Genomic DNA, 14,427 nt, shown 5'->3' on the forward strand with positions numbered 1-14,427 from the left:
TCTCTATTCTCTTGCTCTTCGCAATTATTTATTCTTCCACAGTTTTATTGTACTACATTTTCTATGTAGGTGCAATAGTTTTTGGAATTAAAAGTTACATTTTCTTAACTTTTTACTCCTTGACTTTCACACTTTTTCTACATTTCCGATGTAATAACTTGTATTATACTGTAATCTTTCCTAGCTGTAAACCCCTTTTTTCAAATTCATAGACTTTCACCCCCGTTTAGAGTATAATTATATATGGGAAATTTATATATTTCTAACATCTCACTTTCCCATTTTCTTCCACAAAAAAGCAGGTACGAGTTTTTCTCGTATCTGTTTTTTTTGTGCATTTTTCACCATTTCCAACGGTGAAAGCAACTTTTTCTCGCCCGCTCGAAAAAGAACCTAAGGCTCTCGCCTTAGGTTTTTATTTTTTCAAACAAATATTTTACATAAATTTTAATAATTTGTAACTCCTTTGTAACTATTTTATCTATTTTTGTTACTTTCTTGTAACCTTTCTGTAACTTTATACCGTTTTTATGCTAATTTTTACAAACTTTTAAAATTTCTACGCATTTTTACTCAAATTTCATCTAGCTTTGGTATTCAAAAAAGCCTAACGGCTATTTACTTACAATCTTTTTAACTCTGCTCAAGCGTCTAAACAACTATATCATTTTATTTTTATTACAAACCAAAGTAAAATATTCTTCTTTTACATTAACAAACTGCTTTTACCCAATAATTTTCTACGCTCTGGCAGCAAATTTACACATCTATTTCTAATTAAACTCATAATAAGTAAAAAAATAGCACCTGTGTATTCCCCATTTACACAGGTGCTTTTATCTATTCTTACAATGTCCCCTTATTTAATTACAATTTATTTAATGTTTATTATGCGTATATGCATATGAAGCTATCTTTTGATAATTCTTTTCCGTTGCTTAATTTTACAACTACTTTTATGAAGTAATCTCCCGGAACGTTAGGAAAATATCTGATTTATTATAGAATCCTGTACTCCACCAACCTGTACTAGAGTCGCTCTATCTTTCATAAAGTCTTTGTAGAATTTTTCTAGTACGTATCTATTTGTTTCGTATCTATTTGCACCAGATATGATATCATATTTTAAATCATTTACATTTTCACTTACATAATCAACTATTTGTTCAGACATTATGCTTCCACCACCTACTATGTAGTGATATGCGTCTTTATTTATTTCATCATCCATTTTTTTACCATCAGTTAGTATTATAGGTGCTTTTTCTCTAGCTGCTACAGATGCTACAGACATTGCATCGGCTTCACCTTTAAATCCATTTACAACAAATGCCTGGCTATATCCACCTAATTTTTCTGCAACTTTTTTAGTATAATAAGAGCCTATTTATATTACTAATAAATAGGCTCTTTCGTTATATTTAATGTTCAAATTTTTTCTTCATAAACATTTTATATGAATAGTTTCCTATATCTATAGGTTTTTTAATATCGTATTCTTCTATTACTTTAGTGAAGTATTCTTTTATAATTTTTTTATCTATTACTTTATCAGATTTTTCTTTTTCGTCTAATTCTCCTCTAGTTATTCTCCATGGATCTTCATCATGTGTAAATGATTCTAGCATTGTTCCACTATAGCATCCAAAGTTTTCACATATGCTATCTAATATTTCTATTTCTTCATTGGTAAATAATTCTGAGTTTATTTCATCTTTAATTTCTATTGTATGATATTTGTATTCTTTAAACTGATTATATATCTCTCTGTATACAGGTCCATGTACCCAGGCTTCACAATCATTTTCAAAAAATTCTGCTTTGTAAAAAGCCATATAAAACCCCTGTACGTAATAAAGCATTTTCTGTAATGCTAGTGGTGTTACCTCTGTACATTTGTTTATTATATATTCAGCAGCTATTATTGTTTTGTTCCTTTTATTTGATTTTAGTACTTTTAATGCTGCTTCTTTACTTTTTTGATATTCCTTTTGTTTTATAAGCTCTTTATTAACCTCTAGTATATCAAGATATCTAGTTGGATTTTCTTTTAGCTCTTTTAAAATATCAGAATACCTTTTTGATGGTGTTTTACCATCATAGAATCTACTAAATGTATTATCACCCCATCCTAATATTTTAGATAGTTTCTTTTTGCTTATATTATACATCTCTGGTATTTCTCTTATTTCATCAGTACTTAATATACCTTCCTCTTTTCTATACTCATCATATAGCTTCTTCATATTTCTATCGTCAATTTCTCCAACATACACCTCCTCACCACATATTTGGCAAGTAGTTACTTCCGCTATGTATGTATACTCTTTGCCTTTTAACTCTTCTGTTACTTCTTTCTCTTCAATATTGTACTCTACAAACTCTCGACACTCTGTACAAAATATCTTTTTCATAACTTTCTATCCCCCAATCTCCTTCCTCCTTTTATATTATATCACTTCTTTTTAATTTTCGCACCTTTTTTATATTTTTAGTGCGTTTTTATCTATAATATAATATCTTCTATAAAATTAAGACTATCTAATCCTTATTTTTATATTTGACAAAAGATTTATTTAATAATCCACTATCAAGAAAGTATTCCACATTTTTTCCTCTTACTTATATATATCACCAAACTTCATAACATTTTACTCCGCATAGTTAACAGAAATGACTTGTGAATAGAAAATTAAAGAATAATATGATTGTATAAAAGAGTTGTCCTATTTTAGCATGCTAGCTTTTTATTATATAAAATGGGCGCAAATTGTACTGCGCCTCGACAATCTGCAAGCGCCTCACAGCTTATAAATGTGTTACATAAAAGTGTGAGGCGCTGAAGCCTGGAGAAAGCAATACATTTGCGCCCTTTTCCATATCAAAAAAGGTTGCTGCAAAATAGCAACAACCTTTTATAATCATATTATTCTTTAATTTTCCATTCTCCAGATTCATCTTGTTCTGCATCAATTCCTAACTCTTCTAATACTTTAGCATACTCTTCATCACTTAGTGAGTTTAAGTATTCAGCAAGTGCTTCTATCTGAGCTTCATCAGGTTCAACCACCTGTTCATACTCTTCACCCTGCTGCACAGTCTGGATATTATCCATATCTATCTCTTTCTGACCTAGAGCTTCCCTAGCAAAACCAAACAGATATTTTAAAGTATCTCTTCTGATATTCATGTTCATTTCGTCGTACATTCTACCAGCTTCAACAGTGTATTCTTTAACTGGGTCCTTCTGTGCAGAAGCCTGAAGTCCTATACCCTGTCTCATCTGATCCATTAAATCTATGTGGTATGTCCAATAGTTGTCTACAACAGTTAGAAGTGTTTCTCTTTCTTCTACTTTTACCATATCTTCACCCATTAACATCTTTTTAAGGTTGTAGATATTTTCTATTATTGCATAAGTCTGGTTAGCTATAGCTTCTGGAGATAGCTCAGCCCAGCCAGGTATGATAAGTGTGTTATATGGTACGAATTCGTTGTATAAGTGAGCAACATATCTTACGAAATCTCTATTTTTACCTCTTAGGTATGTTTCTGTAGCAAACATTATTCTTTCTTTTATCATATTCTGAATTTCTTCAGATATGTCTGCATTATCAAGTACTTTATCTCTTTCTGCGTATACAACTTTTCTCTGTTCGTTGATAACGTCGTCGTATTCAAGTACCTGTTTTCTAGTCTGGAAGTTTTTACCTTCTATTGTTTTCTGTGCTTTTTCTACAGTTTTTGTAAGCTGTTTACTTTCCATACCACCATGTTCGTCTGGAGTTATTTTTTTAGAAAGTTTTTCTATAGTTTTACCACCGTATAGTTTTATTATTTCGTCTTCTACACTGACGAAGAATCTTGATTTACCAGGATCTCCCTGACGTCCAGAACGTCCTCTAAGCTGGTTGTCTATACGTCTTGATTCGTGTCTTTCTGTACCTATTACGTAAAGTCCACCTGCTGCTCTTACTTTTTCGGCTTCTTCTTTATCTCCAGCACCAAGTTTTATGTCTGTACCTCTACCAGCCATGTTAGTTGCTATTGTTATAGCTCCTAGTTTACCAGCTTCAGATACGATGTCTGCTTCTTCTTTGTCCTGTTTTGCATTAAGCACTTTGTGCTGTATGCCCTGTTTTTTAAGTAGTTCTGATAGTTCTTCAGATTTTTCAACAGATACAGTACCAACTAGTATTGGCTGTCCTGTCATATGAGCTTCTTTTATTTCTTCAACAACAGCTGCGTATTTCTGTTTTTCTGTTTTAAATATTCTATCGTGTAAGTCTGCTCTTAGTACTGGTTTGTTTGTAGGTATCTGAACAACGTTCATGTGGTATATTGATTCAAATTCCTGTTCTTCTGTTTTAGCAGTACCTGTCATTCCTGATAGTTTTTCGTATAGTCTGAAGAAGTTCTGGAATGTTACAGTTGCCATTGTTCTTGATTCACCTTTTATTTCAACGCCTTCTTTAGCTTCAACAGCTTCGTGAAGTCCATCTGTGAATCTTCTTCCCTGCATTACCCTTCCTGTAAATTCATCGACTATTAGTATTTCTCCATCTCTTACAACGTATTCTACGTCTAAGTCCATCATTTTGTGTGCTCTAAGAGCCTGGTTTATAGCGTGGAATATTTCCATGTTTTCTATGTGAGTTATGTTTTCTATTCCATAGAATTTTTCTGCTTTTTTGATACCAGATTCTGTGAAAGCTATTGTGTTTTCTTTTTTATCTTTGTCGTAGTCTTCTGGTTTTATTGTTTTTAGGAATGCATTGGCAACTTTGTATATTTCTGTTCCTTCTGCTCCCTGACCAGCTATAATAAGTGGTGTTCTAGCTTCGTCTATTAATATAGAGTCAACTTCATCGACTATAGCAAATTTAAGTTTTTTCTGTACTTTTTCTTCGTTGCTTTTAGCCATGTTATCTCTTAAGTAGTCAAAACCAAATTCGTTGTTTGTTCCGTATATTATGTCAGCTTCGTACTGAGCTTTTCTTTCTTCGTGAGTCTGATCAGCTATTATTACCCCTGTTGTTAGTCCTAAGAAGTTATATACTTGTCCCATTTCTTCAAGGTCACGCTGTGCAAGGTAGTCGTTGACAGTTACAACGTGTACCCCTTCTCCAGTTAGACCATTCAGGTAAACTGGTGCTACGGCAACTAGTGTTTTACCTTCCCCAGTTTTCATCTCAGCTATTTTTCCCTGGTGAAGTACTATACCACCTATTAGCTGCACTCTGTACTGTCTCATTCCAAGTACTCTCCAAGAAGCTTCTCTTGCTACAGCAAATGCTTCTACTAATATGTCGTCTAGTGTTTCTCCGTTTGCTAGTCTTTCTTTAAATATGTTTGTCATATTTTTAAGTTCATCGTCGCTCATTGCTTTGAATCTTTCTTCTTGAGCATCTATCTTATCTACTATTGTGTTAATTTTTCTTATTTCTGCTTCGTCTGATTTGCTAAGTATTCTGTCTAATATTGACATTAATATTTCCCCCTTTTGAAACGTGCTATTTTTATTATATTATAATTGACCTTTTATGTATATAGCTCATTCCAAAAAAAATGCATAAAAAAAGACATAACATTTTTACAGAAATTACACATTTCTTCAGTAAATTTGTTATGTCCTTTTGATAAAGTTAGTTTTAACTTTTACTTGTTTGTTTGTCTATTTTAATTGTGTTTTGATCGGTTAGTTGTTTGATCTGCTAGTTTTGTTTTTTTCTTTCTTTTAACCGCTTGTTCATTTGATATTTTCTTTCATCTGCTACATATCTTCTAACTGTGCTTTCACTTAACCCAAATACATAAGTTGTTTTTTTAATATCTGAGCCGTATCCTAGGTACACGTCGTATACATATGCTCTTCTTTTTCTTTCAATTAGTTTTTCATGCTGTGGCAGATAAAGCGTTGTTCCCCCGTATAAAAATACTAGCTTGGCATAGTTATTAAATCCAATTAATCTTACTATGTCTAATCCATTAGGAGATAAGTCCTCCCTTTCGAATTTTAGTTTTTTTAAAGCTCTTCTGTGTTTCAGTTTTTCTGCTTTAAGTTTTTCTAATTCTTTTCGAGCTTCTTCATCCTCAAACTCTAACTCCTCAAAAATCCCTTCGTCATAGTTTAAATCCTCTTCAGCGAATTCCTCAAATTCTTCTACTTCCCCATCTTCTTCGATTTCGCTTTCTTCAACATCATTGTCCTTGATGCTGTTCTGGTTTTTCTGATCATTTTTGTTTTGATCTTTTTGATTAGCCATTTTCTACCCTCTCCTTTAAATAAGATATATTTAGAACCATATTAGTATATGATTCTTTAAAAAGTAAAAATATAAAAAAACAACAGTTTCATAATACGAAACCCTTTTAAAATTTAATTATTTTAGTAAGAATTATTCGTAGCCTTAAACCCGGATGTTAATCCGGGCTTTTGGGAAACTGTTGTCACATATACTATATTATATTTTTACATATTTTTAAAGCTTTTTTTGCAAATTTTCAAAATTTTCTTAATCAATTTTGTATTTTTGTCTTTTTTTATTTTTTTGCTTATCTTTTTTGAGCTGCACTCTCGATTATTTTCGAAAGTCCGTTGATACTTTCTGATAGTGTACTCAGTTTATTTTCTATCCTTATCAGTAAGAATATTGATACGGCTATAGGAAAACCGACGTTTGCTATCATGTTCCGTAATTCAACTTCCATAATAATCACCTGCTTGTTGTCCGACGTGATTATATTACTAAGTCGTGAACTGTTTCGTCAGTAGTTATTATTTTTGCTTCTGATGTTGTGGCTACTTCTGAGTCGTTTACTAAAAAGATTTTTTTAGATACTACTAAGTCCATTGCGTTTTTTATTTCCTGTTCCTGTACACCATCTTTTGGCCCATCTAAAGATATAGTAAATGCTTTTCCATTGGCTGTTTTAAATTTCATTGCTAGTCTTTTTCTTATCATAGTTTTTTCAATCTCCTTTTCTTAACTTTTTATTTTTTTTAGTTTTTGTTTTTTAGTTTTTATTATTTTGTTTTGAAATCTGTTTATAGATTTTTAATCTGGTAGCTTGGCTGCTCAACTGGCAGCCGCTACCTTTTTTTAGTTTAGATTGATTCAATCCATTTTGTTTTAATTTAGTCTGGTTTAGTTTGATTTTGATTTTACTTTGGTTTAGTTTTGCTTTTCTGTTTAAGCTTTTGATTTAGGTTTTCGATTTAGGTTTACCCAATCCACTTCCTACATACTTTCTTCTAAATCAGCTTCATCCACTTTTGCTATTACATCAGCTTTTGTTTCTAAAAGATCTGATAGTGCTTTACCTACTGCATAAACATCTTCTTTAGTTGCATCGGCTTTGACATTTTTAATATCTTTGCGTTTGTACTTTATATCCCCTCCTGATGTTTCACCTACTGCAAATTTCAGTCTTAAAACTGATACCTTGTTTGATTCTGTAACTGCCATTCTAGTTACCTCCTTTAAAATTTATTCAGGCTTCTCTCTTGCCTGTGATTAAAGTATAAAACACCAGCATGTCATCCATCAAAAACACTCTATCACTTTCTATTCTCTTAGAAAAAATGCCCAGCATTTCCAACACTTACAGCAAAAAAAGAAAATAAAAAAAAGAGGATAAAATCCCCTTTAATTCAACTACTATCCTTTACCAGACCCTTAATTCCATAAAAAATAGGAAGGGAGTAATAACTGCTACTCACGCGACAATACTGCAGACGCTTTCGTCCCTCTTCCTTTTCTTTACTGAATTCATTACTTCCATACGATAAAAGGTGTGAGCTAATAATTTTAGGAAATTATCATCTTTTGTTTGAGATAATAGCAAACCGACCTCGACAATGCAACTCGATTGCCTGGAGAGGAGGTTGCTATTATTCAACAAAAGATTTTTTCTAAAATTATGCTCACACCTTTTCACTTATGGATTAAGGAAGTCTGTAAAGAATCCGTAGACTCCTTTTGATTTGTATTTGTTCAGTTCTTTTGAGTCATTTATTGTGTTCATATACAATGTTATTCCTCTAGATTTACATTTTTCCACCAAAGATGATGTTAAGAATCTATAGTCGATTGTAAGAACTTTTATTCCATTCATTGCACAGAAATTTGTTATCTTATTTTCATCTATACTACTCATAGTATAGCAAGTAAATGATGCAGATTTGAAATTATATATATTCATTATCTCATTGTATAACTCTTCTCTATATATCTGAGGTATAATTCTATCTAATATTTCTGGGCTAGCTTCTTCTACAATTCTCTTGTAAAGCTTTCTAACCTTATCATCCTCAGCTGATTTTAAATCTATAAGCATGTAAACATCGTCGTATTTTTCCATATACGATACAACATCCTTAAATGTCATAGTAGTGTATTTACCATAAGGCTTCATACTCTTAAACTCAGCCAATGTAGGTTTCTTTGTAGCGTATTTTTCTGGAAGTCCCATTTCTTTTAAACTTGTTTTACTAAATGAATGCCAAGCTATCAGCTCGTCGTCACTTGTAAAGTCTAAATCCACCTCAAATACTTTGAACCCTTTGTTGTAGTTGTGTTCAAATGCTTGAATTGAGTTAGTGTATGTTTTCCCACCTACACCACCTAATGCGTGGGCGATGTATTTGTATTTTGTCCAGTCGTAATTAAATTTATTTAATCCGCCAGAGTATCCTATAGCTTTTGAAATATTGTTGTCAGATATTACTCCTATTGCAGTCATATTCTGAGCATTTTTTAATACAAGTGGATCAAATCTATAATCTACTAATGCTATAGGTCTATCTGTACTTATTGAACTAGCTACTGTAGCTATTGTGTAGTCTGTTGTGTCAACTATGTTAAATGATTTTGGGTTTGAGTAGAATTTTTCTACAAGCTTTTGATTCGTAACAAATCTGTTGCTTCCACTAATTCTCTCAGTTCCTTTTAAACCACTTTTTACAGAGTCTTTTACTACAGTAGTTCCACCTACTATGTATCTTCCAGTTGCTGTGTTTGCAATTTCTTTTAAATTGCTCTTTAAGCTGCTTCCATTTGTTAGAAGTATTGGAGCTTTATCTCTATATGCTACTGGAGATGCAGTTACTACGTCGGCTTCTCCCTTTACACCATTTGCAATAAATACTTTACCAAGTGTACCTTCTGTATTTAGTACTTCTTTGGCAACATTGTATGATGTTTCATATCTATCATTTCCACCTATTCTAGTTACTTTTTTGCCCATTTTTTCTAAATCGCCCTCAACTGATTTAGATATAGCATTTTCACTTCCTATCAGGTAGATGTCTGTTACCTCGTTTAATTTTGATTTTGTTTCTGAAGGAATACTATTTTTACTTGTAAGTAGTATTACTCCATTTTTGCAACCAGCTAATGCCGCAGCACTAAGTCCATCTGCTGTACTATTGTCCATATTTACTAGAACTATAGATGAGTAGTTTCTCTCATTGGCTATTTTTACTGCTGTTTCATAGTTATTTTTCCCCTTAATTCTATCCAATTTTTCTAATGCACTAATTGGGGTTATAGTGGATAGTAGCATTATAGCTGATAATGTGAGTGCCATTATTTTTTTTCTAATCATATTTCCTCTCCTTTACATTATTTTTAGATTGGGTTTAATTTTAGTTTTTGGATTATTTTATTTTAAATTCTGATGTACTACTAAGCTCTGCATCATTTTCGCCAAGCTGCTTAACTGTTATAGTATCGCCCTTTTTCAATTCTCCATTTAGTTTTGCTGTGAGTTGTCCTGGGCTTTCCATTGTAGTTTCTAGCATTTTTTCGTTTAGATATACAAAGCTTCTTTCAGTGAAATTCTGTCCCTCAACAGTTAATGTATCACCAGTAGCTTTTACAGAATTTATTTTTATGTCGTCTATTCCCATTTTTATGGTATTTTTCTTCTGTATTTCGTCATCTTTTAAATAATATTTTTCGCCAAATAATATATCATATTCTACAAGCTGTACTTTTTTTAGATAGTCCTTATCATTTCTTAGGTATGCGTGTACTTTTTCTATAGGTCCGTATTCCACACCACCTAATTTTAATAGTTCTGTTCCAGCCTGGAATGCATCAGTTATCGCATTTTCTTCTTTTGGAATATCAAATGTTGCAAAATATGTGTATGGAGATTCGTATCTATTTAGATATTCTTCACCATCATATAAATAGTCTAGTTTAGGCATATGATCTCCGTAGTATAAAACTATTGTATCTTCACCAGTTTCTTTCTTTCTCTGAAGCAGCATATCGTCAAACTGTTTTATAAATTCATCCATTTCTCTTATCTGCTCACAGTAGTAGTAAAGCTGATTTTTATATTTTTCATCTATGTCACCTGTTACCTTGCAAGGGTAGTTCTCATCAATTTTTTCTGTAGGATAGCTTGAATGTCCTTGTACAGATACTGTTGTTATGAAGTCTTTGCCCTCTGTTGAATCTAGTGCTTTTTTCATATATTTAGTTAGTATGTAATCCTTTGGCCAATTAAGTGCTGTATATTCTAAGCCATTCATATATTCAACTGATGTGAATGTGTCATATCCAAGGTTTTTAAATCCTTTATTTCTATTATAAAAATTCCCTTTAAAGTTGTGTATTGCATGAGCTTTAAATCCCTGATTTTTTAATGCCGTTGCCATTGAGTTTGAAGTTTTTTCCTTTACTATTGATGTATAAGGAATTTCTCCACTTAGTAAGTTGTCAAAGTTCTGACCTGATATTACTTCAAACTCTGTTCTAGCTGTTCCCCCACCAGTAGTTGGTACATTCATGTATCCACTAGTATTTTTTTCTGCCAATTTTCTAAAGTTTGGTATTGGGTCTATACTAAGGTTTACGTTTGGTATTTTAGTTGGATCCATAAACCCTTCAAGCTGAACTATTACAACATTTGGAACATCTTTACCAGTTTTTATAGTTCTTTTGTCCTCAGCTGCCTTTTTGTCTACTTCTTCTCTTATTTTTGCTATAGCTTCTTTGCTATATCCTTCTGGTGGTTTTCTTAGATATCCAAAATATGAGTCTAAGATTGAATATAAGAATCCATTTAGCTCATATGTAGCCTGGACATCCCAACCTATGTTATGTATTATACCTTTTTTCTTTATAGGCCCTATAGATACAACAAATACTAATATTGAAAGCATCCACGCAACTATATTACTTATTCCGTTGAATCTTTTGCTTTTCTTGTCCAGTTTCCACATAACAATTAATCCAGCTATGAATAGTATTATCACTATGGCTGCTATAATTATCATTTTTTTATTAATAAATCTCGATGCTATACTAAGCCCATCCTGAAGCGCATACAAGTCCATAAATGCTACTGGCATCCCTCTAAATTCCAATATCATCCTGCTCACCACTGCCAATCCGATGAATAGGAATGAGATAAACCACAATACTGCCTTCTTGTGCTTTACAAAGAATATTATCCCTGTTATGCCAAGTATTAATAATATATTTATAATTGTTGCATAAGTGTTATCTTTTAAGAACACTTCTACTTTTTCTATTCTCGACCTTCTAGATAAATACTCCATCACGAAGAATAGTATAAGAGATACTGCAACCCAAAGAGTAAAATCTTTTAAAGAGTCTTTTGTTATAAATTTTATTTTACTTTTTTTAGGTTTGTTTTTATTAGAATTATCTAAATTATTTTTATTATTTATGCTATTACTTTCATTTACCGCTTCTTTTGTATCGTTATTTTCCATTGCACCCTCCTTTATGAATTTATCGTTATATTTTACTATTTTTTAATATTATTAACAATTTTGTAACTTTTTAAACATAAGTATAACACACCTTTCTGTTATTTGTCTATTTTAATTGACTGTTATAATCATCTAGGTTAGTATTTTAATTGAGCTCGTCACTTAATTTTTTTGTCAAAAATATACTGTCAGATTGTCATAAGCATAGTGACAAGTTGTCGTGTTGCATTTGGACATATTGTCATACTGCATTTAGACAGATTGTCGTGTTGCATTACGACAAGTTGACTATTACTATACCAACATATACAACAACATATACACATATTTATAACAACAACAAGAGAGGTTGCCGAAAAAAAAGAGCCCTTATATTTCTCGTAGAAACTTTTAGGCTCTTATTAGCTATATATTTTATACTAGTAGTTTGTAGTAAACCTCTTCTAAAAATGTATTTTATTGAGCTGCTTTTTTACAGCTTTCTATTGTTGCACTATCTATTCCACCAAGAGCAGTCATCTTCTGTGCACCTTTTAATACGCTCTTATCAGAATTTTTATTAACTAAAACTATAGGAGAGTATTTTGTTATTGGAGATGCAGCCAATGCATCCACTAACTGATCAGATTTACTTAGATAATAAGATGCTACGTTTTTGTAGAATGTGTTTATTATCTTCTTATTTGTTTCAAATCTATTTTTTCCACCAACTCTAGTTGCACCTATTGATTCTACAAGGCTTTCGTTCATTACCCCCTGTAGTCCAATAGCGTATCTGTTAGGTATACTGTTAACTATTTTTTTTGCATCTGCAGATATTGTCTTTCCGTCAGTAAGGATTACAGGTGCTGAATCTCTAGCTGCAACAGAAGAAATACTCATCGCATCTGCTTCCCCTTTTACACCATTTACAATAAATGTTTTAGAAGCTCCACCTTTAACTCTCTTAACTTCATTACCAACATTTACAGATGTTTCATATCTATTTTTTCCACCGATTCTACTTACTATGAACCCAGATTTTTTTAATCTATCTTCAATATTTTTGCTTATTGCATTTTCAGATCCAATTATATAAATCTTATTCGTACATTCTAATCTAAGCTCAACATCCGTTGGAATTTCATTTTGCTTAACTAATAATATTGGTGCATTTGCAGCACCAGCAAGAGCACTAGCACTAAGTCCGTCTGCTATACTCTTTGTAGAATTTACTAAAATAGCAGTTGTATAATTCTGCTTATCTGCAATTAGCGCCGATGTTTGATATCTATTGCTCCCTTTTATCTCCACAAATGTCAATGCAGATGCAGAAGCCACAGTCATAGATACAACTAACATCGCTGATAATATTGTTGATAATAACTTTTTCAAACCAAATCACCTCTTTTTTTAATACAAAAAACGGACAGCAAATAACTGTCCGATTTTCTTTTATTAAGAATTTATTATCTTTCGCATTCCTGGTTAGCAACTGTACAAGATGTTTTACATGCTGACTGACAAGAAGTCTGGCATTCTCCACATCCACCTTTAGATGCACTGTTTTTTAAAGTAGCTTTTGATAAAGTTTTTATATGTTTTTTTGACATTTTAAAGTCCTCCATTCATAGTATTATTTTTAATTATAACATATATACCTATACTTTTCCAATAACTAACACCTCTTTTTTTAGATAAATAACCAAAAAATAACAAAATAATTAATCATATAAAGAATAATCACATATTTTAAAACACTTAAAAAATATTCTGCCTTCCTTGTAGAAAATACTTTTCTCTGATATAAAATGATGTAGATAATATTTCTTAGCAAAATAAAAAATGGAAATATTATTAACTTGCATAAAAAAAAGACTAATTTAACCTGTAGCGACTATCTGCAGACGTGCAACGCTCTTAAAACAAAACTTTTTAAAAGCACACACGTCGAAGCCAGGAGCCAAAGGTTAATTAGTCTTTTTATGTTCAAGTAATTAACTTTCCATTTTTATTTTGCTAGATATTATTATCTATCATTTTTATCTCGAATTAATTTTCTTCTTTTTCTTTAGCTGGATCAGCTATTTCGTGTTTAACTTCTTTCTTTTCTGTAACAGTTCCTATAGCCCATTTTTCAAATGGCATCTTAGTTCTGTTTGGTCCAACTTCAAGTACAACTCTTTCTTCTTCAACTTTTGCAACTGTAGCGCAAAGTCCACCTATAGTAACAACTTTATCCCCTACATTTATAGAGTCTCTCATTTCTTTAAGCTCTTTGTCTTTTTTCTTCTGTGGTCTTATTAATAAGAAGTAGAATACACCAAATACTACTATCCATAAAACCACACTCATAATTAACTGCTGTGCTGGCATAATTAATCTCTCCTTTTGAAATACTATATTCCCTTTCTCCAAAGGTCTAAAGAATATTATAACGCATTTGTATATATATATCAAATACAGAAACACAATAAATCATAACAAAAAACAATCTGCCTAACCCCCATAATAAACCATTCACCAAAGATAAACCTCCCCACGTACTCTGAACAATTTATGTACGAATTATAAAAGACGGAAGCTTTATTTACTTGCAGAAAAAAAGACTAGCTTAACCTGCAGCGACTATCTGCAGACGTTGATGGGGTCCCAATTTGTTGAACTTTGTGAGATAGTAAAAAAACTATCTC

The 14,427-nt window shown here is 31.8% G+C and carries 12 protein-coding genes; all 12 read right to left on the reverse strand.

Annotated features, from left to right (window positions below):
- Positions 1–979 precede the first annotated feature (979 nt).
- The 12 genes from DWX74_RS07215 to yajC all read right to left on the reverse strand — a co-directional run bounded on the left by DWX74_RS07215 (position 980) and on the right by yajC (position 14,110).
- Positions 980–1,387 (reverse strand): cell wall-binding repeat-containing protein, encoded by a 408-nt coding sequence (locus DWX74_RS07215; RefSeq protein WP_118549376.1) that lies wholly within the window; start codon positions 1,385–1,387, stop codon positions 980–982.
- A 34-nt stretch (positions 1,388–1,421) separates the two neighbouring features.
- Positions 1,422–2,414: a type II TA system antitoxin MqsA family protein gene (locus tag DWX74_RS07220; RefSeq protein ID WP_118549377.1), complete on the reverse strand. Its 993-nt coding sequence runs from the start codon at positions 2,412–2,414 to the stop codon at positions 1,422–1,424.
- A 512-nt stretch (positions 2,415–2,926) separates the two neighbouring features.
- A complete protein-coding gene (gene secA / locus DWX74_RS07225) occupies positions 2,927–5,488 on the reverse strand; it encodes a preprotein translocase subunit SecA (protein ID WP_118549378.1) in 2,562 nt (853 codons plus the stop codon).
- A 226-nt stretch (positions 5,489–5,714) separates the two neighbouring features.
- Entirely contained in the window at positions 5,715–6,266 is a 552-nt protein-coding gene (locus tag DWX74_RS07230; RefSeq protein ID WP_118549379.1) for a hypothetical protein, read from the reverse strand.
- Positions 6,267–6,555: 289 nt separating this feature from the next.
- Entirely contained in the window at positions 6,556–6,711 is a 156-nt protein-coding gene (locus DWX74_RS11395; RefSeq protein WP_006439828.1) for a YvrJ family protein, read from the reverse strand.
- Positions 6,712–6,740: 29 nt separating this feature from the next.
- On the reverse strand, positions 6,741–6,965 hold the full coding sequence (locus DWX74_RS07240) for a DUF2922 domain-containing protein (protein WP_006439827.1): 225 nt from the start codon (positions 6,963–6,965) through the stop codon (positions 6,741–6,743).
- A gap of 276 nt (positions 6,966–7,241) precedes the next feature.
- Positions 7,242–7,469, reverse strand: a complete 228-nt coding sequence (locus tag DWX74_RS07245; protein WP_118549380.1) for a DUF1659 domain-containing protein — start codon at positions 7,467–7,469, stop codon at positions 7,242–7,244.
- A 472-nt stretch (positions 7,470–7,941) separates the two neighbouring features.
- Positions 7,942–9,609: a cell wall-binding repeat-containing protein gene (locus DWX74_RS07250; protein WP_118549381.1), complete on the reverse strand. Its 1,668-nt coding sequence runs from the start codon at positions 9,607–9,609 to the stop codon at positions 7,942–7,944.
- Between the two features lie 52 nt (positions 9,610–9,661).
- Positions 9,662–11,755: an LTA synthase family protein gene (locus tag DWX74_RS07255; RefSeq protein WP_118549382.1), complete on the reverse strand. Its 2,094-nt coding sequence runs from the start codon at positions 11,753–11,755 to the stop codon at positions 9,662–9,664.
- Positions 11,756–12,211: 456 nt separating this feature from the next.
- A complete protein-coding gene (locus tag DWX74_RS07260) occupies positions 12,212–13,129 on the reverse strand; it encodes a cell wall-binding repeat-containing protein (RefSeq protein ID WP_286164267.1) in 918 nt (305 codons plus the stop codon).
- A 74-nt stretch (positions 13,130–13,203) separates the two neighbouring features.
- Positions 13,204–13,347 carry a six-cysteine ranthipeptide SCIFF gene (scfA, locus tag DWX74_RS07265; protein WP_071585583.1) on the reverse strand — a complete coding sequence of 48 codons (144 nt, stop codon included), beginning with the start codon at positions 13,345–13,347 and terminating at the stop codon, positions 13,204–13,206.
- A 439-nt stretch (positions 13,348–13,786) separates the two neighbouring features.
- On the reverse strand, positions 13,787–14,110 hold the full coding sequence (yajC, locus tag DWX74_RS07270; protein WP_118549383.1) for a preprotein translocase subunit YajC: 324 nt from the start codon (positions 14,108–14,110) through the stop codon (positions 13,787–13,789).
- Positions 14,111–14,427 lie beyond the last annotated feature (317 nt).

Source organism: Peptoclostridium sp. AF21-18, from assembly GCF_003478825.1.
Lineage (GTDB): Bacteria > Bacillota > Clostridia > Peptostreptococcales > Peptostreptococcaceae > Peptacetobacter.

Bases quoted from the DNA above. Each gene is read 5' to 3' on its own strand.
- DWX74_RS07220 (WP_118549377.1), bottom strand. From the start codon at position 2,414: ATGAAAAAGATATTTTGTACAGAGTGTCGAGAGTTTGTAGAGTACAAT.
- secA (WP_118549378.1), bottom strand. From the start codon at position 5,488: ATGTCAATATTAGACAGAATACTTAGCAAATCAGACGAAGCAGAAATA.
- DWX74_RS07230 (WP_118549379.1), bottom strand. From the start codon at position 6,266: ATGGCTAATCAAAAAGATCAAAACAAAAATGATCAGAAAAACCAGAAC.
- DWX74_RS11395 (WP_006439828.1), bottom strand. From the start codon at position 6,711: ATGGAAGTTGAATTACGGAACATGATAGCAAACGTCGGTTTTCCTATA.
- DWX74_RS07240 (WP_006439827.1), bottom strand. From the start codon at position 6,965: ATGATAAGAAAAAGACTAGCAATGAAATTTAAAACAGCCAATGGAAAA.
- DWX74_RS07245 (WP_118549380.1), bottom strand. From the start codon at position 7,469: ATGGCAGTTACAGAATCAAACAAGGTATCAGTTTTAAGACTGAAATTT.
- DWX74_RS07250 (WP_118549381.1), bottom strand. From the start codon at position 9,609: ATGATTAGAAAAAAAATAATGGCACTCACATTATCAGCTATAATGCTA.
- DWX74_RS07255 (WP_118549382.1), bottom strand. From the start codon at position 11,755: ATGGAAAATAACGATACAAAAGAAGCGGTAAATGAAAGTAATAGCATA.
- scfA (WP_071585583.1), bottom strand. From the start codon at position 13,347: ATGTCAAAAAAACATATAAAAACTTTATCAAAAGCTACTTTAAAAAAC.
- yajC (WP_118549383.1), bottom strand. From the start codon at position 14,110: ATGCCAGCACAGCAGTTAATTATGAGTGTGGTTTTATGGATAGTAGTA.